The sequence below is a fragment of the Candidatus Omnitrophota bacterium genome, assembly GCA_041650805.1.
In the GTDB taxonomy this organism is placed as follows: domain Bacteria; phylum Omnitrophota; class Gorgyraeia; order 2-01-FULL-45-10; family 2-01-FULL-45-10; genus JBAZKM01.
Genome location: JBAZKM010000005.1, coordinates 1 through 22,474, shown reverse-complemented (window position 1 = coordinate 22,474; position 22,474 = coordinate 1). Strand labels below are relative to the sequence as shown.

The following is a 22,474-nucleotide window of genomic DNA, read 5'->3' as shown; positions in this document are numbered from 1 at the left end:
GGCAACACCCCGTGTTATACGACACTGTAATTATATCACGTAATCGCGTTTCGGCAAGTGTAAACTCTATTTTTCCGCAAATTTTCTGTTCTCATTAAGTTGAGGATGTGCTAAAATCTTTCCCGATGACACTCGGAAGAAAGATCTTAGCCGCTGTAACGATCTTATCATATTTCTCGACGTTCGCCCCTTCGACGGGACCATCCGCCGCGAGCGCCTCTTCCGTAAAAGACCTCACATATAAAGAGAAGAAATTCCTGGCCGGGTACGTATACTTCGTCCTGGGCCGCTGCCTGGACGGGGAGGCCGTGCCGAAGATACCGGTGCCGGAGACGGGTGCGCCAGATCCGGATTACGACATCGTCTTCGTCTCGGTCTACTACGGTAACACCCTCATAGGATGCCAGGGGAATAGCTACAGGCCGAAGGATATCAACAGGGTCCTGGCCGATATCAGGAAAGCGACCATCAACGTGACCGGGGACAGGCGGTTCAAAAAGGACCTTACCAAGGACGGCCTCAAAGATGTCTCGGTCGTGATAAGCTTCCTCTATAACGGCAGGAGGATGGCGCAGAACGACCTCGCTTATCTGAAAAGATACGCGGAGCCGGGCATACACGGCCTGTCGGTCTCTAAAGGCGGCAAGCATACGTATTTCATACCGTCGGTGATGATCACGGCCAATATCGGGCTCGAAACGGCGATGAAGCAGCTTTCCAAAAAGGCCGGCCTGCCGGAAGACGGCTACCTCGGCAAAGATATTGAGATATACCTATACGATTCCGTCGTCTTCAGGAGCGATGCCCGGCGCCGCACCACCGACCTTTACCGTTTCAATGTCCCGGTAGACGCGCATGATATAACGAGATCCGCGATCCTGGAGAGGATATCCCTCGGCTACGGGTGGTTCCTCAATAACGTCGATCCGGGGTCCGGCATGACGCAATATGCATACTCTCCGGCCAGGGACCTCTATTCGGAAAAGAATAACCACCCCCGCCAGATGGCGGCGCTCTGGGCCATCACGGAATTGCGCCGTTTCCTGCGGGACGGCTCATCGGACGAGCTGATAGAGCGCGAGATCGACTACTACCTCGGCCGTCTGCGCGATGAAGGCGGCTACTCATTCTTCGTCATCGACGGGAGGGCCTCCATCGCCTACAATGCCTTCATGATACTTGCCCTCCTCAATACCGACCGTCCGGATAAGGGCGGGGTCCTGAAACGTCTCGGGGACGGCATCCTGGCGATGCAGGACCCGGACGGCTCATACGACACGGACTTCATCAAAAAGGGTAACGACGGGATCGACTATGCCCCGGGAGAGGCGATGCTCGGCCTGATGCACCTTTACGCGGCAACGGGGGACGAGGCATATCTCGGATCCGTGAAGAAGGCCTTCCCCTATTACAGGGACCATTGGAGGGCAAATAAGAACGCCGCATTCATACCGTGGCACACGCAGACATATTACCTCTTATACCGGCATACAAAGGACCGGTCTCTTGCCGATTTCATATTCGAGATGAACGATTGGAGCATAGATAACTACCAGGTATTCGAAAGCGGCCACCCTGACGAGATAGGCGGTTTTACGAAAGGCACGCCCAGGGGATGTTCGACCTCGGTCTACCTCGAAGGCATCAATGACGCGTACAGGTTAGCGCGCGAGACGGGCGACACGGCCCGCGCCGCGAAGTACTCCGAGTCGATAAGGCTGGGGACAAGGTTCATCCTGCAGACGCAGTTCACCAAAGAGAACTCTTTTTATCTGAAGAACGCTTCCAGGGCGGCCGGGGGGTTCAGGCAATCGCTTGAGAGGGACCCTATCCGTGTCGACTACGTACAGCACGCGTCGAGGGCGCTGGTGAAGGCCTATGAGAGCGGGTTGTTCGGGGAGTGACTCGCGCCGGGTTCAATCCAACTTGCCGTAATAGTAAGAGTAATAACCGTATTCGCTCGACTTGATGCGGATCTTGTTCAGCAGGACGCCTATTACGTACACCCTTGAATCGGCGAAGAGCCGGCAGACCCTGCTGAGGAGTTTGCGCTCGGTCTTCCCGCTTTCGATCACCATCACCGTACCGTCGACGGCCCTCGAGAGGATGATGGCGTCGGTAAGGATAGCCGACGGGGGCGTGTCGAATATTATGAAATTGAACTTCTCTTTGGCCGTCTTTATGAATTCCTTCATCCTGACGCTCGCCAGGAGCTCCGACGGGTTAGGCGGATGAGGTCCCCCGCTCACTATAGAGAGACCTTCTATTTCGGTCTTCTGGACCAGCTTATCGAAAGGCGCCTGTCCCGAGAGGAAATCGCTTAACCCCGTCTCGTTATGTATCTTGAAGGCCTCGTGCAGGCGGGGCCTCCGCATGTCGGCATCCACAAGGAGCACGCGTTTCTGGTTCTGGGCCATCGCGATGCCGAGGTTACACAACATCAGCGTCTTCCCTTCCTGGGGCCCGGGGCTCGTTACGATAATGCTGTCTATGGGATGCTCTTCCGTCGCCGAGAACAATATGCTGGTCCTGATCGAGCGGTACATCTCGGATATCGGGTCCTTCGGCCTTATATGGACGTACAGGTCCTTCTCCCCTTCCGCCATCTTGCCGGAGGCGTCTATCGTCGGGACGTTACCGAGTATGGGCCAGTGCGTCATCCGCTCTATCTCTTCGACGTCCTTTACAGTATTATCCATATATTCGAAGAAGAACGCGAGGGCGGTCCCGCCGACCAGCCCCACCACTATCGCTATGATTATGTTCAGGAGTTTCTTGGGCTTTATCGGTATGCGCGGCGTCTCGGCCAGGGTGAGTATGCTTACGTTATTGGCCTTCAGGCCCTCTAGGGTATGGCGGTATTCGGTCTTGGACTCCATGTCCCCTATATCGTAAGTGATGGCCGATTCCTTCTCTCGCTCTATCTTCGTTACAAGTTCCGACATCTCCTTGCGGAGACGTATCATCTCGGGGTGGTCCTCCTTATAGACCTTGGTATATTCGGAAAGCCGCGTCTCCAGCTTCAGGTATTCGTTCTTCAGCAGGTTCAGCAGTTCGTTCTTGCTTATGTAGGCCAGGTTCCGCTTCACGTATATCTCGGCGAGCCGGTTCGCTATCTTCCTGGCGACCTCCGGGTCCCTGTTATCGACGTTCAACCTGAATAGCCGCGTGTCGCGCACCGGCTCCACCCTTATTGTCTTTATGAATTTTTTGATCGGCTCTCTCGCCTTCGCGTACTCCCTCATCTTGCCGAGGCCGAATTCATCGAATACCTTCCTGATGAGCGCCTCGGAAGTTATTATCTCTATCTGGCTCTGGTAATACTCTTTATAGGAATAGTAGTTCTGCGACTCGAGGGCCACGGTCCCCGACGTGGTGAGCACATTCGGGCTTTCGACATCTATAAGTAGCACCGCGGTCGCCCGGTATATGGGCATCATAACGAAACTGCCTATCGCAACGACCAGGACGACGGTGGCGAAGAAGAGGGTCACGACGTCGCGCCTGTGGCGCACCACGTTGATATAGTCCTGCAGGTGTAAGGTTTCGTTGATGGGCTGGGAAGCGTGCATTTATACCGTTCTTTCTTTAGAAGAAACTCTCCGGCACGAAGACAATGTCCTCGGCCTCAAGCAGCATATCCTTGTCCTTATCCCCCTTATCGGTGATCTCTTTTGAGTTCACCACGAAGGTCTTCTTCTCGCCGTTCTCTATCCTCATGATGCGTATCCTCGTGACCTCGGCGTGTTTGGTGAAACCGCCCGCCATCGCGATCGACTGCATCAGGGTTATGTTCTTCTCGCCCGGCATGTCGTATTTACCGGGGCTCTTCACCTCTCCTATGACCGAGACCTGCCTGGGATGGTACTCCTCGATGAAGACGAGGACCGCCGCGTTCACCAGGTAGCTCTTCTCGAGCATCTCTTTTATCGTCTGCTCCAGCTCCTGGACGGTGAGCCCCTTGGCGGCGACCTTTCCTATCAAAGGGAACGATATATACCCGTCCTGGGTGACCCTCGTCTTTGTGGCGAGATCGGGCTGGCCGTGCACGGTTATCGAGAGGACATCCGAAGATTGTATGCGGTACTCCGGCCTCTCGGCCGAAAAGAGATCCGGGGATATGAGGCATAATGCCAGCACTGCCGAAACGAACACCGATAAGATCTTTGTCATATTATCAGAACCCGACTGTCCCGCGCAGCGATATCAGGTTATCCGCGTAATCGAACGTATCGAACCTCGATATCCTCTGGTTATATTCGTACCTGGCTTCGACCGAGACCCATTTACGCACGTCATAACGCACACCGCATGATCCGCCGAAGAAATTGTCGTACCTCTTCCCGGTCTTGCCGTTCTCCGTCGTCTCGCTGGGATAGAGGTTGATCTGGTAGAAACCGGCGGCCGAGACCGAAAGCTTATCGCTGAATTTATGCGTATAGTCGAACCCTATGAGGTTCACGTTGTAATAGTTCATCTTGTCGTAGGTCGATTCATATATGGTCCTCTCGGCCCTCACCCCCAGGGTATCGTCTTCGGTGATGTAATAGTCGAAACCGCCGCGCAATACCGGCCCTATATACGGCTTATCGTCTATCAGGTCCGACGACTCATAGTGCTGGTACCTGAAACCGGCCTTAAAATTGACGTTTGCCCTGCTGAACCACTCGCCCTTTATGCCGGCCACCGTTTCGGTATACCAGGAGTTCGGGACGAGGGAACAGTTGTAGTAATCGACGTAGCCGAGGTCCGTCTCCAGGAGGAAGAGCGTCTTGGGCATGAACCGGTAACTGAGTTCGCCCATGACGTCGTGCCTCATTGTGCTCCTGTCCTCGTAAGTCAACGGGTCAAAGGATATATCGGTGGTCAGGTAGTCCTCTATGCTGTTGGAATATCCCGCCCTGAAACCGAAACGCTCAAACTCCGCGGATATCTCCGCGTCGAGATCGTTGGTGTCCCTCTTGAGCCGGGCCGTATTTTCGGAACCGGACCTGTCGGTGAAGTGCCTGAACATATCCTTGACCTCGATCTTATAGTCCGTGAGGTTTATATCGATGAGGCCCCTCACCCGGTGGTCTATGTGGTCCTGCTCGACCTGGTGGCCGAAGAAGACCATATTGCAGTCGTAATCGGCGCTTATGCTGTTATCCCTGAACGGTATCTCGATACCCAGGGACGGGTTCATTATGCTCACGAGATCGTACCGCAGGTCGGAATCGGTGAGGTAGACGTTGGAATCGTACTGCTCTTCCTGTGAAAAAGCGGAGTGAAATATCATATTGCTGCTGCCCAGCTTGACGCCTTCTCTCTGGGGAAGGTCCTTGTTGAGGAGGGCAGCATAAGACGGACCGCAGGAATAGGAGAAGAGGAACGATATTACAAGATAACCCGTCAGGATGGGACGTACGCCCCGCAAGCTCATTATCTTCATCTGGCTCTTTCGTGTGGTTGGTGGACCGATATATAGTTTATTGACATAATAATATTAAAATCTTATCATTAAGGGGATAATTGTCAAGAGCTTTTTAGACAATTCCGGCGGGACAAAAAGAAGAGGCCTCAAAAGGCCCCTTCTTTGATCTCTTTGAATATTTGTCGTTCTTTATATCTGGCTTGCGTGCGTCTCCTGTATCACAGCTGCCGGCTGTATATCATCTTCGGTCCCGCCTGCATTATCGCCTGCGGGCTCGCTGTACGGTTCGGCTACCAGACCCGTATCCCAACCGGATGTCATCTCCTTCTTGTCACCCTCTGAAGGCGCGCCCGGCTCCGTAATGGTACCGTCATCGTTGGCATCCGAATAGTTGCCCTCGCCGACGTCCTTCTTCTCGCCGCTCTTAGTATTGATGAACTCTATCAGGCCGTCTTCGACGAATACCCTCGTCTTCAGGCCCCTCGACAGCAGGTAGAAGATCGTCCCTCTTGCGCCGCATATGGCGGTCGGCGTCTTCACCGTAAATTCGGAATCGGGGCCAAGTTTATTCAATATTGCCCTGAGCTCCCCGTCAGGAAGGTTGAGCCCCACCTTCTTGGAGGCATCTTCCCACAGGATCGCCTCTACCGCCAGCTCGGAATTCGCTTTCAATGTAACGCTGCTCTTGTCCGGAAGCTCCAGGAGGGCACCGCCGTCCGCTTCCGTCTTTATGGCATCCTGGCCGTTGAGGACCTGGCCCTTGGCTGCCGGCGCCCATTCCGCGGATGGCTGTATCTTGACGAGCACCTTCCCGGTGATCTCTGCCACGGTCAGTCCGCCCGCTGCCTGGGATGCGGTCGCTATAAATAGTATAGACAGCGCACATACGGCAAGTAATGAAAATTTCAATATTCGCATCGTCTTTTCCTCCATAGAGTGTGATATAACCGGGTCTGTTTATAGTTTGTGATACTAATATATCATAATTTCATCTAGACGTCAATCGACTAAATCATGCTTTTTTATTACCTAACAGAATTGTACCATCCTATTCCTCATCCAGATGTGTATCGACGTATGATGCGAGAAGTTCTCGTATCTTCGGAGGGGGGATTATAGCAAAATAGTGGTCGACTATGGCATGCCCCATCTCGTGAGAGATGACCGAGTCGGATATATCCTCTTCGGAGGTGTAGATCGTCTCATGTTTGTGGACGTAGAACGACTTGAAATGGGCGCTCTTATGGAAGATCCTGTTATACTCTTCGCTCAGCTCTTCCCTGTCCCTGAAGATCCTGATCTTTATATGCATATTCCTGGGATACATGTCGAGGACCTCTTCGACCCTACCGAAGATCGAGTCCATCCTCCGGGCTATGCTAGCCCCGGAACCGGGCAGGACCTCGGAAGACCTGCCCCAGCTCATATAATACCCCCGGCGGCGCAACTTCCTGTCCATCGATTTGAGGCTTGCGTCCGGGCGGTAATATATGGTGAAGAACTCGCTCTCCGTCGACCGCCACTCTTCCTGGGCCGCGGCGGGCGGCGCACCTTCCGCGACGGCGCTCGCGGCCGCATCGCCGGTCCCCTTCAGCGACTCCGCATATTCGCCGAATAGGGGCGCGCAAAAAGAGGCGGCGGCCACCGCGAATGAGAGCGCCATGATCTTCGGGTCCAGCAAATTTTTACGTGTCGGGAACGATATCTGCATTGTATCCGGTTGAATTACGTCTTGAACTTCTCGATCACTGTCATAAGGTCGGCTAATCTCTTTTTGAACCGCGGCGGCAGTTTGACACCGTCGTCCTTTTCGATCGCGGCCGCGTCCGAATTGAGTTCGCGGACGAGGTCCTTTATCGTATTTATCTCCACCCTCAGCATCGAGACCATCGCGTCGAGGCTCTCGGCGAGCGGCTTGATCTCATCCCCGTGGCGCAGGCTGAACCTTTTGTTGAAGTTACCCAGCGCGACGTGGCCGACGTCCTTTTCCATACGGTAGAGAGGACCGGCTATCCTGTGCGACGTGAATAGCGTCATGACTATCGTAGCGAGGCCTATGACGATGATGACGACGGCGCTCGCCAGTAGCACCGCCGGGAGGATGAAGTCGGCCGTGCTCTTTATTGTAAGCCGGGAATCATCGAATGTCGTGGTGACCGTCGCCTTCGACATGGCGTATATGATGGCGCCCGAGATAACGGCTCCCAGCACCACGAGGGAGCAGAATTTAATTATAAAAGACGTCTGGAATCTCTTCTTTATGAAATAGTTCCTTCTCCTGTTCCTGTGGGACGTCTCCATATTTCACCTCACTTTATATTCTCTTTGTATATCCTGACGTTGGCTTCCTTCTTCAGATAGATGACCCACTTATCCAGGGCCTCCTGGATCTTGCGGTAACGGAGGTCGTTCTTTATCCCGCTCGCCATCATCTCATACGGCTCTACCCTGCCGCCTTCCTCCTCCTTGATGCGCCCGTATTCGTCGCGCGCCTCTTCATCGCTCACCTTGATGGTCCGGGCGAGCTCGCGCGTCTTCTTCTTGAGCAGGATCTTTATGAGCGCCTGTTCCCAGTACCGCTCTATCTCCTTCATGAACATCCTGTCCTTGTCGAAATCCTGCCTCTGCGCCTCCTGCACCAGGACCTTTTTGGTGATAAGCTCGTCGAGCAGGTCATCCGTCGGCAGCGAAGTCCCTGCGGCGAGGTGTCTGCCTCCGGCGCCCCTCGTGGCAAGCTCGTCCCGGAGGTCCTCCAGCGTCATCTCGTAACGGTTTACGCGGGCGATCACTTTATCATCGTCGGCATGTCTCGGGGCGCAGCCTCCGGAAACGGCCGCGCACAGGAAGAGCGCTGCAACTAACCGTATCTTGTGCAATTTCACCATATTATCTCCTTCTCATAAAATAGACGACCGGCCTCAGTAAGCGCCTATCCCGAAGAGCACCACCGGTATCGTCTTCACGAGGATCTTGAAGTCGAGCCACAATGACCAGTTGTCGATATACTCCAGATCGAGCCGCATCCAGTCCTCAAAATCTATATTGTTCCTGCCGCTTATCTGCCAGATACAGGTGATGCCGGGCCGCATCGAGAGGCGCCTCCTCTGCCAGGGCTCGTACTGAGCCACCTCTTTGGCGAGCGGCGGCCTCGGGCCGACGAGGCTCATCTGGCCCATGAAGACATTGAAGAGCTGCGGGAGCTCGTCTATGCTCAGTTTCCTCAGGAGCCGGCCGAGCGGCGTAACCCTCGGGTCGTCCTTCATTTTGAAAACGGGCCCCTTCATGACGTTCATGGCCATCAATTCCGATAATTTTTCGTGAGCCCCTTCGTACATCGACCGGAATTTATAAAGGACGAAGCGGCGGCCGTTCTGCCCGACCCTCTTCTGCCTGTAGAAGACCGGCCCGGGCGATGTCATCTTTATCAGAAGGGCCGTCACCAGGAAGAGCGGGCTTAAGGCGATTATGCCTATACCGGAGGCGATGATATCGACGGCCCTCTTGATGAAGAGCTGCCATTCCTCCGCGAACGTCGTCTCGAACGTTATCAGGGGCACACCCTCGAGTTCCGTAAGGCGCGACCTGGCGACCCTCACGTCGAAGAGGTCCACCGCGATGGTGGCCTTCACCCCTTCGGTCTCGCATATGTATACGGAACCCTCTATACGGCTCAGGACCGCGCGCGGGACTATGAAGACCACTTCGTCTATCGGGTTGTCATGTAGTATCCTCTGCAGGTCTTCGAGAGTCCCTATGACCTTCACCCCTTCGACCTCCCTCCCCACATGCTCCTTCTCATAGTCCACTATACCTTCTATCCTCAGGCCCCACTCCGGGTGGTGCCTTATCCTCTCGATGAACCTGGCGGCGCGCTTCCCGGTGCCGACCACGATGAACCGCCTGTAGTTATACCCCTGGCGCCTCACGTAATGCATGATCGAAAATATGACGATCTTTTCGGTCAGTATGGCAAGAGAGCTCAGGGCCAGGAATATGACGAAGAAGGCCCTGCTCACGAATTTCATCTTGAAGAGGAAGACGATGGTGCCGAAGGCAAGGGTTGTGAAGAACGAGGCCTTTATGAGGATCCAGACAGCTTCCAGGATCGTCTTTGTGCGCATGGAACGGTACATGCCCGACAGGTAGAGCATGATGCACCATATGGGGACTATGAAGAAGAGGACGACGAGATAATCGTTGAGCGAGGCGCCGGACATGTCGGTGATGATATCCGTCGAAGGGATCATATCCAGCTTGTAGAACGACTTCAGGTTCTGCCTGAGGAGGAATGTTATCGAGAACGATACGGAGACGACGAAGGCATCGAATAGCAACATCGCCTTCCGGATGACAGCGTCCTTTTCCTTAAGCATTATCCGTTCCTCCGTTCCCGGCGCGCCCTTTCATTATGACGGCAAGATATACAGTGAATAATAGCATATTTGCCGTGATATGAAAATTGAAATCAGTGATACCATGGATAGCCAGGCTCAGGGCCCCCATGGCACACCCGAGCCGTACGGGATGCGAAGCCCCTTTAGCCGCCCCGCGCCGTATAGCCGATATAAATATCCAAAGCATGATCGCCGGAGCGGCCAGGCCCATCTCCGCGGCCATCTGCAGGTAATCGTTATGCGCGAAGTTCGCCATCACCTGCAGTTCCGGAGGCCTGAACCGGGGAAATGCCCAGATGAATGTGCCGATGCCCGTTCCGGTGAAAGGGTTGCGGGCCAGCATCTCCATGCTGCCGCGCCATATCTTCATGCGGATGGCGAGCGACGCCTCCCCGGCGGGCTGGTCGATCCTCTGTGTTATGAGGTCTATATTGAGATATATCGACAGGAACGTTATGAAGAGGAGGACGAAGATCATAAAAAAATGTCTCCCCCGGCCTGATCTGCTCTTTCCGAGAATGGCTATCATGACCAGGACCGCGAACCCCAGACTGCACCATGCCCCCCGCGACTGCGCCAGTATGAAAGCCGCCATCATCATGACGAGCGCCATGACGAGCACTATCTCTTTCCTTCTTACTCCTAACTCCCGACTCCTAACTCCATTTACTATCATTCCTATTACTACCGGTATCACCAGCTCCAGATACCCCGCGAAATGGTTATGGTTGACATATGTGGCGGCCAAAAATTCTTTGGGGACCCACCATTCGCGCGGCAGGAGATCCGCATATTGCATAATGCCGCAGAGGGAGAGGGCCGCGCCGGTGAATATGACTATATTCAAAAGCCTTTTTATCATTTCGCGGTCGAATTCGTTCACGACCAGATAATATACGCCCACATACCCGAAAAGTTTCATGACGGCATATATGCTATCGTGTTTATATACGGATAAGAAGGCCGAGACGACTGCCAGGATCACAAAGAGCGCGATCGGCAGGTCTATCTCCGTCCTCGCGAATTTTCTGTGGACCGTGGACTGTGGACTGTGGACCCTGTTATTTACCCTCCACAACCAGGCAAACACGAGCAGCAACTCTATAAGCAGCACCGGTGTGATCGACCATATCCTCACCGCCCCGCGCGCGACAGGCGCGAAGACGAGAAGGAAGGAGACGCCGCTCAACAGAAAAGCCCTATACATGTCATTCCCCGTCTTTGGTTATCACGGCCTCACCTACAAAGAGGTTCCTGTCCTCCGCATCGGTGGCGAGGTCGTTCATAAATATGACGCTGAGGACCTTTGCCCCGCCGTCCGTCCTGACCTTGAAAGAGTACTCTTTCCATTCCGGGCTCTCCGCGAAGGCCTCTCCGATCTCTTCGGCATCCAGCTTCACGACCATATACGGGTAGACCTTTTCGACGGGAGAACCTCTTGCCTTGATCCTCACTACCGACGGGCCCGGCGGCATCTCTATCACCGCATCCACCGCCCCTCCCCAGTACATGGCGCCGTTGACGTAAGGATTTTTACCGGAATGATCGGTGCCGCGCCAATCCTCCTGCCCGACCGAAGCGGCCGCCGGGGCGGCGCCGCGGCCGGTCTTTATGACCTCTATCCTCCTGCGTTCCGCATCCCTCTCTGCGGAGACCTCCTCCGGGCGTTCTCTTTCCCTGAAGAGATCGACCCTGGCGCGCCCTTCCGGTATCAATTCTTTCAGGTTATTATCCACTATGAAATAATACAGGCCCTCGTTGGCTTCTAGCGTATCCGGGGTGACCTCCTTGAGGGGGCCGAGATCTTTCGTATACCGCCAGAGCTGCGGATAGATGTGCCTGCTATATGAAGGCCTGAGAGATATGCTGTACCGTAACCTGTCCAGGACGAGGCGCCTCTCTCCGTCGTTCAAAAATTTCCATGCCACTATCCCGGAGTAGCCGGCCGAATAGGATATGTTGAAACCATTGGGGTCGTTCTTAAGAGCATTCCTGAAGTGGACAAAGGCCTCGTCCTTGAGCCGCTTCTCCCGCACGTTATACAGGAAGAGCCGCATCTTGGCCTGGGCCATGTTCAGTTCGGTCTCTGCGCTCCTCGGATTGAGTTCAGCGGCATACGAGAACGACCGCACCGCTTCCTCGAGCCAGTATATGGCGATCCTGCCCTTCTGGTCCGCGCTGCGCCTGAGGAGGAACGCCCCATAGCCCGACCTGTAGCGGGCGCTCAGGGGATCTGCCCGAATGGCGTTCCTGTAATCCGCCAGCGCGCCTGCGTACTGCAGGCGGCCCTCCAGCCGCTCGGCGTTATTGTACGCTATCTCCGCGGCCAGGGGCATGGCTATAGGCACCGCCAGCAAGAGGCAGATTGCCGCAAGCGCAAAATTCACGATGTGCCGTCCGTTATTATACATTGCGTCCGCCTGATATCCTGCGGTATACTTCGAGCGTCTTTCCCGCTATTACATCCCAGTCATACTTTTCCAGGACCGTCTTCCTCTCCGACAAGCTCTCTTCGCCGCTGAAAGGCCTGGCCGTGAACTCTCTTATCTTCCCGGCCAGCGCGCCGGTGTCGCCTGCGGCGAAATAACGCCCGCCGGGGAGGGGCACCTCCCTATTGGCATCGATGGCGCTCGCCACGCACGAAAGGCCGTAGCTCATCGCCTCGAGAAGCGCTATGGGCAGCCCTTCATAATACGAAGGAAGGACGAATAGGCCGGCGCGGCTGTACAGCTCTCCCAGGTCCCTGCCTTTCAGGAACCCTGTGAGGACAACATCCTTCCGGCCGGCGGCCTTCTTCTTAAGGGCCCTGCTGTACCTGTCTTCATGGTCGGCATCGCCTGCTATCACAAGTTTCCAGCCCTCAGGCGAGGCCATGGCGAATGCATCTATCAGATAGTCGAACCCCTTTTCGGGCACGAACCTGCCGACCGTCAATATGTACCTGCCGCCGGTCAAAGAATACTTTTTCAGGGCCTCTTCCGATCTCAATATCACGGGGGCCTCCACCCCGTTTGGTATCACGTCGGCATCCCGGCCGTATCTTATCCTGATATCTCTTCCTATCTTTTCGGATATGCATATCACACCGTCCGCGAAACGGCTTCCCATGCGCTCCCCCATCCTCAGGGCGAACCTGGCTATGAAATTCCACTTCTTCCTTTTGTAATCCGGGCCGTGATTTGTCATCACCACTCTAAGGCCCAGGAGCTTTGCCAGCGGGACGAGGAGAGACGGGCCTATGGCGTGGATATGGAGTATATCCGGCCTCATCTTTCCGGCCGCAAAGATACCCTTCACGGTGTGGATTATCGCTTCGAAGTTCTTGCTCCTGGGGCACGTAAGAGCCGCCAGCCTTACCTTCTTATATTCTCCTATACCCGTATCCACATAAGGCGCCCTGGTGAAGACGGTCACGTCACACCCGAGAGAGGCAAGGCGCGGGTACAATTTTTCGCAATGCGCCTCCACGCCTCCCTGCACTCCGGGAAAACCTCTTGTCCCCAAAACGGCTACTTTGATATTCTTCATCTCAGGTCGATCTCTTTATTGAACATGACCCTTAATTTATTGGCCAGCACCCACGCGACCGGCCCCATAGGATGATGCCTGATCGCCGGCGCGGCGCTCCCTATCATCCAGCAATTCCTGGTGCAGTACTTCACCTTATCGCGCACATCTCTTGCCCTCGGGCTATCCCATATCTCTTCCCAGGTTTGGTCCTTCAGGTTCCCCATCGGCATCTTCTCGTCCATCCCGTTACAGGCGAGTACATCACCGAAGGGGTCGAGGAAGAACCCGTCCTGCCCCATCTCGCACGGCAGGAACCTCTTCTTACCCCTTATGTAATTTATCAGGCCGTAATTAAAATATGCCCGGAACCAGTCCTTGGGCTTCTTCGACTTCAGGAGAAGCGTTATGAGCTTCCCGAACTCTTTTATAACTTCCTCTTTATTGCGTATGACGTTGTCTCTCTTGTGGAAATAGTGCGAGTTATGCAGCGCCGCTGTCGCGAATTCGTAACCGAGACCCAGGGCGAGCTGATAAAGGGCCGTGAGGTCCTTAGCGTTGGAATCCTGCACGGTCATGGCAAGACCTATATCTTTCATGCCCATATCCCTCAACTCTAAAAGCGTCTGCCATGCCCTGTCGAACCCCTGCGGTATCCCCCTTATGGCGTCATTCGATCCCCGCAGCCCTTCTATGCTTATACGTATGCCTGTGCCCGGGTATCTCCTGCACAGGTCCGTTATCCTGTCGGTAAAATATCCGTTCGTGCTTATGACGATACGGTCTGCCTTCTGCCGCAGGATGGCCACTATATCGGGCAGGTCCTGCCTCACGAACGGCTCCCCCCCGGTCACGTTGCAGAAGGACATGCGGGGAAGTTTTTTGATGACGTCCGGGCCTATCTCTTCGCCGGAGCCCGTCGGGTGCTCCCAGACGTTGCACATGTTGCAGCGCGCGTTGCACCTGTAGGTCACTATCACCGAACCGTATAATCTGCTTTTCGACCCGAACATCTTTCAGGACCCCTTTTTGCCGGATCTTTCGAACGCCCGCCCGTAGGCCTTCATCAATGACCCGTAATATTTTTCGCCGTTCAGCTCCTCCGCGGCGAACCGCCTTGCGTTCCTGCCCATCTCCAGCGCTTTATCGTGATGGTCCGCAAGATACCTGATCTTCTCCCCCAGGTCCCGGGGATCCCCCGGCTTGAAAGTAAATCCGGTATGCCCGTCTTTTACGAGTTCCGGTATCCCGCCTATATCGGCGCCGATCACCGGCCTGGCCATCGCGAAGGACTCGATGATCACCCTCGGACTATTTTCATACCACTCCGACGGCAGGACGAGGAAGGCGGCCCCGGCCATCTCTTCCCGCAGGGCGGCCTCTTCAAGATGCCCGGTGAAATATATCCCGGCCCCCGTCTCCGCGGCGAACTTCTCCAGCATGCTGCGGTCGGGCCCGTCCCCTATTATCCTTAGCCTCAGGTCCCCCGCCCCTTTCATGGCCGCGATAAGCGTCTTCAGGCCTTTCTCCCCGGACAACCTGCCGCAATAGGCGATCGTCCGGCCCCCCCGGTCCGGGGCGGGTCCGAGGCTATCAGGGAATATGAAATTGGGTATATGGACCGTCTCTCCCCGGAATCCCATTTCGTACAGTTTATCCTTCAAAAATGAGCTCGGCGCTATGAATAGGTCGATCATGTCATATATCTTGAGGACCGAATGGTGCAGGTACATCTCGACCGTACTGACGAGGCTCTTCATCCTCGAGCCCTTGACGCATCCTTTCAGGAGACAATGATAATACCTGCGCCCCCGGCAAGCCTCGCAGACCGCGCCCCCGGCAAGCATCATATACGAGGCGCAGGACATCTTGTAATCGTGCATCGTCATCACCGCCGGGATCCCGTGTCTCTTCAGGCTGCGGATTATCGAGGGCGAGATCTGGTGGTGTATATTGTGCAGATGCGCTATATCCGGCCTCTCGTCCTTTATAAGCTCCTCCATCCTGCGTTCCGCCTCGAACGAGTAGATGATCTTTCCTGCGGCCCTTATCCCGGCGGCGGCATTCATATTTTCATAATCTACATTCGCCACGAAGTATTTCCCGTAAGGCGACGGCAGGTTCCTCTTATCCGCCATCGAAAAGAAGGAGACGCTGTGGCCTTTCGATACCAGGACCCGGGCGGTATCGAAAAAGATGCTTTCGGACCCGCCTTTCGGATAGAAGAACTTATTTACGAGAAGTACCTTCATCTCTCATCCCAGCCCGGATACGGCATTAAATATACTTGCGGCCATCATCTCTTCCGTAAATCTTGTCTCCACCGCTCTTCTCGCGTCCGCGCCTATGGCAGCGGCCCTGCCGGGGTCGCGAAGAAGAGACACTATCTTATCTCTCATATCTTCCGCATCGTAAGGCCTCGTAAAGAGGGCTGTCTTGCCGTCCTCCGCGTAGTCGATCACGCCCGAGACCTTCGAAACTATTACGGCCTTCCCGAGCGCCATGCACCCGAGGAGCGTCATCTGGGCGAACGAATGCCTCCGTTCCGGGAGGGACAGGACGACGAACTTTGACCTGAGGACGAGGTCGTTGAGCCGGCCCAGGCCGACCCTGCCCGCCAATTCGACGCCGCCGGGTAATCTCCTGCGCCCGACCGCGCAGCATCCGAAATCCTCTTTGCCGACTATGAGCAATGAGGTCTTCGTACCCACCAGCGCGTACGCTTCCAGAAGGGTGCCCCAGTCCCTGAAAGAGGCGTCCTGATGGCCTATCGAGATGATCCGGTCCTCCTCAACCGCCCTCCCGGCAGCGTACCTGGATACGTCTATGCCGAACGGCACGAATACGGCCCTCTCTCCTATCTCCGGAAAATATCTGATGTAATCCTCTTTCTGGGCGGTGCAAAAATAGAATATCTTAGAGACCGCGGGGAGCGCCTTCTTTATCAGGGCGCGCTGCCACCAATTATGCTTTCTCCCGAGCCCCTCGACGTCGAATATGATGAGCGGGATGCCCCGGGGGCCGAATACGCTCATCAATAGCGCCAGCACGATGCCTATCTGCGAATGGAAACAGAATACCATGTCGTACTTCCGGACCCGTCCGGATACCGCAAGCGGATAGAGTAGATGGAACCGGAGGAGCCGCTTCTCAATATGATCTATAAGCGGGGCTTCCCTTTTCCCGATCACGTCTATATTTACATCGCCGCGTTTCAGGTGGCGGAAGAACCAGTACCGCCCACCCCTCACCAGTACATTCGCCGATTGCCGCGATACGTCATCTTCGGCGACGGTATCCACTTCCCACGGCACGAGCATCAGTATATTCATCGTCTATGGCCGGCCCTTTCCGGCTATTATGGCCCTCAGGCGCGCGTCCATATCTCTTATGGTCCTCTCCCACGTAAAATCGGACCTTACGCGCGCGTAACCGTATTCGCCCATCTTCTTCATCAGGTCCTGGTCCTTCAAAAGGGAGACGATGCGCCCGGCGAGCGCCTGCGCATCCTTCGGCTTGACAAGAAGGCCGGTCTGGCCGTCTTTGACTATCTCCGAAGTCCCGTCCACGTCCGTACTGACGCACGGCAGCTTATAGGCCATCGCCTCCAGGAATACCTGGGCGGACGGTTCGCTCAAAGAGGGCATAGCAAAGAGAGACGCCTTTTTATACAGGCCCCCGATACGCTCCCTGTCGCCTATCCTGCCTAAGATCGAAATGCCTTCATCCCTTATCTTTAACGCGTACTTCTGAGGCCCGGCGATGATGAGCTCGGCGGCCGGTATCTCCTGCCTGACCCTCCTGAAGGCCTCTACGAGCACCCATCCGCCTTTCCTCTCAAAGTCCTTGCCGATGAAGAGTATCGTCTTGCCGTCATAGCTCCTGGGCCTGTCTTCCGGCAGTTTATCGAAAGGCGCCCCGAACCTGGCTACGACCGCCCTGTCCCCGGAGACGCCGTAGTCATCCACCAGCGACCTCCTGGCGTTCTCATTGGTGATGAAGACCGCGGACGCGTTCCGGAAGAGCCTCTTTTCGAGCTCGTAGCTCTCTCTCCCTGCCGGCGCGAAAGGACGCCAATAGGGGTTCTTATCGGCAAGCATATTTGTATAATCCGTAAATACGGTATAAGGCGTCCTTAGGCCCTCTATGCCGGCTACGGGCATGAAGAGGCTTTGCGTCTGGAATATGACGTCTACGCTCTCCCCGTATCTCTCCACGGCGTCCTGGCAGAATCTCGTCTTCGCCATGAAGAGAGAGGGCCTTTTATAGAATTGGCCAAGCCAGTTCTGGGCCGCCGCTATCCATTCCATGGGATCGAAGCGGAAGTTCAGGGCCAGGGCGAGGATCCTGTCGGTCTTCGGGAAAGGCACTTCCACCACCGTCAGTTCCCAGCCCATATTCCTGAACCCATCCATAAGATATCTGCTTGAGCCGGAGAATGACGTCTTCAGGAAGAGCATCTTAGGCATGACTGCCTCCTTCCTCCGGGCCCTGCCCGTTGATACGAGCGTCGGATAACGAAAGGGAGACGCCGACGCAGGCGAAGATGAGAAAGAAGAGAGGGGGTTTCAGGAATACGGGCTCCGCGATGGATTCCACGAGCGCCTCCGTAAATATCATGAGCGTCCCGATTATGAAAGCCCTTACGGCGTCTAGGCTGGACCTCTTATACGCCCTGGCAAGGCGCATGAATATAGCGGCTATTATCCATAGATAACAGGCCAGCCCTAAATAACCGAACTGCCCCACTATGTAAGGCCAGAACGTATCCGTGAGGAATTTCCCGCCCCTCTCCAGCCCCAGCACGTTGTCTATGCCGTATATGGCATATATGGGGCTGTAATAGAGAGCGGCCACCCATCCCCCGAACGTCCCCAACCCGCTGCCGAATGGGAAAAAGTCCTTCGCCAGGCGCAGGCTCGTTGAATAGAGGACGTTGCGGGCGAAGTTGCCTGCCCTTGGCCCCTGGAAGTAGTCATATATCTTGTCATGAAAAAGCACGCCCACCTTCGGGCCTATGATATTGGCCGTGATCAGGAGAAGCAGGGCGAGCAATAATATGAAATTCACTCTCTTCTTTACGGGAAGGACCATTATGGGCACAAGGCATGCGCACATGATCCCCACGATGGGCTTTACCCTGGCCGAGAAGAAGACGCCCGCGAAAAAGAGCGCGGCGATACCCAGATACCGCGGTGATTTCATAACGAGATAATAAGCCAGCGAAAAACACCCGAAGAACGCCATCAGCCCGCCGAACGCCCCCGGGTGGAAGAGCATTGAGCTTATGGACGGTATCCCGAACCTGTACTCGGTCGGTTCCGCATCCCGCAGCATGTTCGCGAAGGTCGCGGGCGAGACCAGGTCCGCGAACCCCAAAAACAGGATGAACAATCCCACGCCCAGCAGGATCCGTAATGAAAACGATATCTCCCCGATATCGGGCCGCAGGGAATACGCTATGTAATATACCATGAAACCCTTGAGGAGCAGCATGAGGTCGAAGGCCGCCAGGTGCGCGGGCACTATCCTGTTCTTAAGGGATCCCGCGACGGCTATGGCTACCAGTAAAAGTACCGGGATCTCGATGCCGGTCCTGAACCATCTCTTTTCGAATACGATATTCCGGAAGAAGACGACGCCGAAGGCAAACAGGATGAATAGCTCTTCGGACCTTTTGACCAGAAGCTCCGCGTCCGGATAACGCCCCACCAGTGCTACTATAAGCGGCTGGAATATGAGCAATATGCCGATCATCAATACACTGACCTTGGGGCTCTTCAGGTAGAGGACCGCGATCGACAGGAATGCGATGAGGAGGAATAACGCCAGCGGGACAAAAAATATCCCGAGGGTCGCTATAATAGCGAGAGAGACTACCGCCGCATAGCGTTTCAGCTCGCTGTTTGAGATCTTATCACCCCGTATCTTTTGACCGCCAGGAGCATCGCCAGGGCCAATGAGGCCTGCACCGTTACGTTGGTCAGAGCGACGCCGGCGGCGCCCGCCCTGAAGATGCCCAGCACTATGAGAAGGGCTATCGTATTCAATATCCAGCCGCGCACATATATCCCCGAGAGAGGCCTCTCCAGCCTGAAGGGTACCAGTATCACATTTGCCAGGAGGCACACGGCGGGCAGGGTCACAAGCACCGGAGAGAGTATCCTCGATATGGCCGCGGAATCCGCGAACCGCGGTCCCAGTATAAGCAGGTTTATCCCGTCAGAAAGCGCCAGGAAGACCGCGAATATGGCCGAGGAGGCGGCGATCGTTATGACCGATATCCTCTTCACCTTTTCAAGCGCCTTCTCCTTCGACTCGTTGGCGAGCTTCGCGATGTAAGGATAAGCGGCGTTGAAGAGCGGATTGAATATCTGCGTTATGGTGATGATTATCTTCTCGGCCGCGGCATAGAAACCGACGATCGTATTGTTGGTGAATATGCCCAGGAAGAATGTATTGGTGGCAAAGTAGAAATTCAACGATATGGCGGAGACGAAGATATGCCTGTTATTCTTAAGACGGCTGACGATATCCGATATGCGGGGCACGCGGACCCTTATCCTGAATTTTCTCACCAGCGTCCACACGCTCAATAACCCTACGCACATGTAACCGAAAAAATTTATTATGGGGACATAGATGTAGTGCTCCGTCTTCCTGACAAATACGAATATTAATACCGTAAAGACGATCTTGACGAGTATATCCCGCACCGCCATGAATTCCATGCGTTCCTTCCCCATGAAGAACCAGTTCGGGAACATGATGCTGCCGAGGATGGTGCCAAAAGTGAAGAGATAGACTAGCGAGTCGTTCCTGAAACGGGGTATGAAGAGAAGCATGGCGCATAAGACCAGGAAGCAGGCCGACATGAGCAGGAATTGGGCCGCGATCACGGACGAGAACGTCTCGGACACCTTCTTTTCGTCGTCCCTGTTTATGGCGATCTCCCTCGAAGCGGACATCCAGAAACCGTAATCCGTAATGACGGCAAAATACTGGCAGAGCGCCTGCGCGAAAGCGATCAGCCCGTATTTTTCCGGGCCGATGACCCGCACGAGATAAGGCAGGACTATCAGAGGCAGGATATAATTACTGACCTGCAGGACAGAAAGCGAGGCAAAATTCTTAAGGAATGTTCTGTTCCAGAGAGATGATGGCATCCCCGTCTTCATCTCCGGCCTTTGATAAGGCGGAATATCCCCATTATCTTCCTGAAGAACGACCTGAATATAAGCGCCGGCAGCGCCGCGATGACCTTCAGGACCGGCAGCTCGGTCAGGTCCGGGCCGCTGAGCGCCCTGTCGACCTTCTTAAGATAAAGTCTCGGATGCACTACGGACAGGGACCGGGGATCCGTATTCTCATAACAGCGCTTGATGCCCGGGAACCTGTCGACCGATTCTCTTTTGACAAAGACCAGCGTATTCTGGGCATACCAGTAATCCACTTTTTCGTTCTGCCAGACACTCTTCCTTATGCAGTCCGCCGCGACATACCCTTTCCGGGAGAAGAGGTCACACCAGTATCCGGGCCACTGTTCGTTGACATGGTTGGTACCCCCCTGGAACGGGATGGCCGCCGAGAAGACGACGACCGGCCCCAGGTGTACAAGAAAATCTATGAAGCGCTCTGCGCGGGCGGCCGTTATGTGCTCGGCCACTTCAAGGCAGATCACGAGGTCGAACGTCCTATTCACTCCGGCGGGCTCATCGAGGTCTACTGCGAGGAAGCGGTCAGGCGGTATCTCCAGCATATCGCGGCGGACGGAACTGCCGTCGATACCGAGGATATCCGATATGCCGTGTCTTTTAAAGACGGAAAGCCATGCCCCCGTGCCGCAACCCACGTCGACTACCGAGGCGGGGCGGACCAGGTCGATGATGAGCGGGACCATCTCCTCCGCCGATGACCGCGCGGCGCCGCTCTGCCAATCATAGAAACTCGCGGTATAGCTTTTGCTCATGATATATAGTAATTATATCATTGAGAATGATAATCAGCAAATCTATATTGAACGTTTTGTTATTTGTTCGTCTTTACCGGGCCGGTTGTGTTCCTTACGGGGGTGAACGGAGGGAGCTGCTTGGCGGGTTTGGCGGAAGCCGGCACCGGGCCTACGGTATTCGTCTGCGGGACGAAAGAGGTTATGTCATTGGACGCCTTGGCCGCGGAGGCCGCATCGGTCTGGGTGGATTGCGGAGGGGTGGCAGAGGCCGCCTGATCGGCCCCGGCAACGGGTCCCGTCGTATTCCTGACGGCTGGCGTCGCCGCGATGATCCGGGCCGCGTTCTCGACGGTCATCTCAGGGGTCTTCGTTTCGGCCGGAGCGGGCGATGTGGGCTCCGGGACCGCCTCCGCGGGAATATCCTCTATGACTGCCGGTTCTTCGGGTAACGGCTGGACCATCTCTTCTTCTATTGCAGGGGGCTCTTCCTCCGGTGTTGCCGGCTCTTCTGCCTCTTCCGGCAGCGGCGCTTCGACCGCATGGGCCGGGACCGCAGGGGCCGTATCCGGGACGGCCTTCTCTACGGCCGGATCTTTTATTTCCGTCGTTTTCTCTTTAAGGGCGCGCGGCCTCTCCGGAGGGGATTTAGGGGGTGATCTCAATCCGGCTTCAAACTCTTTAAGGGAAGATCTTGTTATGGAAGTGACGCCTATGGCGAGGATGAGGCCGAAACCGAGTACGGCTGAAATTATCAATAACCACTTCTTCATGATGCTATTATAGACCTTTTTGGCTTTACGGTCACTATCTATCCTGCGCTCAGGCCGCGGTTATCTGGAGCCATGTTCCGTCGTCATGCCATATCCATATGCCGTAAGAGGCGCCGAAGTCGATCACGACCTCGTCCCTGGAGTCGCCGTCTATATCGCCCGAGGTGATAGATTCCGGGTCGACCGCGGTTATCTGGAGCCATGTTCCGTCGTCATGCCATATCCATATGCCGTAAGAGGCGCCGAAGTCGATCACGACCTCGTCCCTGGAGTCGCCGTCTATATCGCCCGAGGTGATAGATTCCGGGTCGACCGCGGTTATCTGGAGCCATGTTCCGTCGTCATGCCATATCCATATGCCGTAAGAGGCGCCGAAGTCGATCACGACCTCGTCCCTGGAGTCGCCGTCTATATCGCCCGAGGTGATAGATTCCGGGTC

At 55.3% G+C, this 22,474-nt stretch carries 21 protein-coding genes; 1 reads left to right on the top strand and 20 read right to left on the bottom strand.

Going from position 1 to position 22,474, the window contains the following annotated elements:
- Positions 1-125: 125 nt before the first annotated feature.
- The gene (locus WC515_04455) at positions 126-1,904 is read left to right on the top strand and encodes an AMMECR1 domain-containing protein (protein ID MFA5146606.1); all 1,779 of its coding nucleotides are present in this window, start codon (positions 126-128) and stop codon (positions 1,902-1,904) included.
- 12 nt (positions 1,905-1,916) lie between these two features.
- Here WC515_04455 and WC515_04450 read toward each other — a convergent pair whose 3' ends face one another.
- The 20 genes from WC515_04450 to WC515_04355 form a co-directional block, all read right to left on the bottom strand.
- Positions 1,917-3,572 (bottom strand): polysaccharide biosynthesis tyrosine autokinase, encoded by a 1,656-nt coding sequence (locus WC515_04450; protein ID MFA5146605.1) that lies wholly within the window; start codon positions 3,570-3,572, stop codon positions 1,917-1,919.
- Between the two features lie 16 nt (positions 3,573-3,588).
- Entirely contained in the window at positions 3,589-4,173 is a 585-nt protein-coding gene (locus tag WC515_04445) for a polysaccharide biosynthesis/export family protein (protein MFA5146604.1), read from the bottom strand.
- A 4-nt stretch (positions 4,174-4,177) separates the two neighbouring features.
- Positions 4,178-5,431, bottom strand: a complete 1,254-nt coding sequence (locus WC515_04440) for an outer membrane beta-barrel protein (protein ID MFA5146603.1) — start codon at positions 5,429-5,431, stop codon at positions 4,178-4,180.
- A 171-nt stretch (positions 5,432-5,602) separates the two neighbouring features.
- Complete coding sequence (locus tag WC515_04435; protein ID MFA5146602.1) at positions 5,603-6,331, bottom strand: FecR family protein; 729 nt, start codon at positions 6,329-6,331, stop codon at positions 5,603-5,605.
- A 130-nt stretch (positions 6,332-6,461) separates the two neighbouring features.
- A complete protein-coding gene (locus tag WC515_04430; protein MFA5146601.1) occupies positions 6,462-7,124 on the bottom strand; it encodes a hypothetical protein in 663 nt (220 codons plus the stop codon).
- Positions 7,125-7,138: 14 nt separating this feature from the next.
- A complete protein-coding gene (locus WC515_04425) occupies positions 7,139-7,714 on the bottom strand; it encodes a methyl-accepting chemotaxis protein (GenBank protein ID MFA5146600.1) in 576 nt (191 codons plus the stop codon).
- Positions 7,715-7,722: 8 nt separating this feature from the next.
- Positions 7,723-8,298 carry a hypothetical protein gene (locus tag WC515_04420; protein ID MFA5146599.1) on the bottom strand — a complete coding sequence of 192 codons (576 nt, stop codon included), beginning with the start codon at positions 8,296-8,298 and terminating at the stop codon, positions 7,723-7,725.
- Positions 8,299-8,331: 33 nt separating this feature from the next.
- On the bottom strand, positions 8,332-9,786 hold the full coding sequence (locus WC515_04415) for a sugar transferase (protein ID MFA5146598.1): 1,455 nt from the start codon (positions 9,784-9,786) through the stop codon (positions 8,332-8,334).
- The gene (locus tag WC515_04410; protein MFA5146597.1) at positions 9,779-11,014 is read right to left on the bottom strand and encodes an O-antigen ligase family protein; all 1,236 of its coding nucleotides are present in this window, start codon (positions 11,012-11,014) and stop codon (positions 9,779-9,781) included. Before WC515_04410 ends, WC515_04415 begins: the two co-directional genes overlap by 8 nt.
- A 1-nt stretch (position 11,015) precedes the next feature.
- A complete protein-coding gene (locus tag WC515_04405; GenBank protein MFA5146596.1) occupies positions 11,016-12,218 on the bottom strand; it encodes a carbohydrate-binding domain-containing protein in 1,203 nt (400 codons plus the stop codon).
- Entirely contained in the window at positions 12,211-13,335 is a 1,125-nt protein-coding gene (locus WC515_04400; protein ID MFA5146595.1) for a glycosyltransferase family 4 protein, read from the bottom strand. Before WC515_04400 ends, WC515_04405 begins: the two co-directional genes overlap by 8 nt.
- A complete protein-coding gene (locus WC515_04395) occupies positions 13,332-14,327 on the bottom strand; it encodes a radical SAM protein (protein MFA5146594.1) in 996 nt (331 codons plus the stop codon). Before WC515_04395 ends, WC515_04400 begins: the two co-directional genes overlap by 4 nt.
- Before the next feature lie 3 nt (positions 14,328-14,330).
- The gene (locus WC515_04390) at positions 14,331-15,566 is read right to left on the bottom strand and encodes a glycosyltransferase (GenBank protein ID MFA5146593.1); all 1,236 of its coding nucleotides are present in this window, start codon (positions 15,564-15,566) and stop codon (positions 14,331-14,333) included.
- Positions 15,567-15,569: 3 nt separating this feature from the next.
- Complete coding sequence (locus WC515_04385) at positions 15,570-16,646, bottom strand: glycosyltransferase family 4 protein (GenBank protein MFA5146592.1); 1,077 nt, start codon at positions 16,644-16,646, stop codon at positions 15,570-15,572.
- Between the two features lie 3 nt (positions 16,647-16,649).
- Positions 16,650-17,783 carry a glycosyltransferase family 4 protein gene (locus WC515_04380; protein MFA5146591.1) on the bottom strand — a complete coding sequence of 378 codons (1,134 nt, stop codon included), beginning with the start codon at positions 17,781-17,783 and terminating at the stop codon, positions 16,650-16,652.
- Positions 17,776-19,071, bottom strand: a complete 1,296-nt coding sequence (locus WC515_04375; protein MFA5146590.1) for a hypothetical protein — start codon at positions 19,069-19,071, stop codon at positions 17,776-17,778. Before WC515_04375 ends, WC515_04380 begins: the two co-directional genes overlap by 8 nt.
- 137 nt (positions 19,072-19,208) lie before the next feature.
- On the bottom strand, positions 19,209-20,492 hold the full coding sequence (locus WC515_04370) for an oligosaccharide flippase family protein (GenBank protein MFA5146589.1): 1,284 nt from the start codon (positions 20,490-20,492) through the stop codon (positions 19,209-19,211).
- Positions 20,489-21,283 (bottom strand): class I SAM-dependent methyltransferase, encoded by a 795-nt coding sequence (locus tag WC515_04365; protein ID MFA5146588.1) that lies wholly within the window; start codon positions 21,281-21,283, stop codon positions 20,489-20,491. The genes WC515_04370 and WC515_04365 overlap by 4 nt, the downstream gene beginning before the upstream one ends.
- Before the next feature lie 59 nt (positions 21,284-21,342).
- Positions 21,343-22,035, bottom strand: a complete 693-nt coding sequence (locus WC515_04360) for a hypothetical protein (protein ID MFA5146587.1) — start codon at positions 22,033-22,035, stop codon at positions 21,343-21,345.
- 49 nt (positions 22,036-22,084) lie between these two features.
- Positions 22,085-22,474: hypothetical protein (locus tag WC515_04355; protein MFA5146586.1), on the bottom strand; the 390-nt coding region annotated here is incomplete at its 5' end.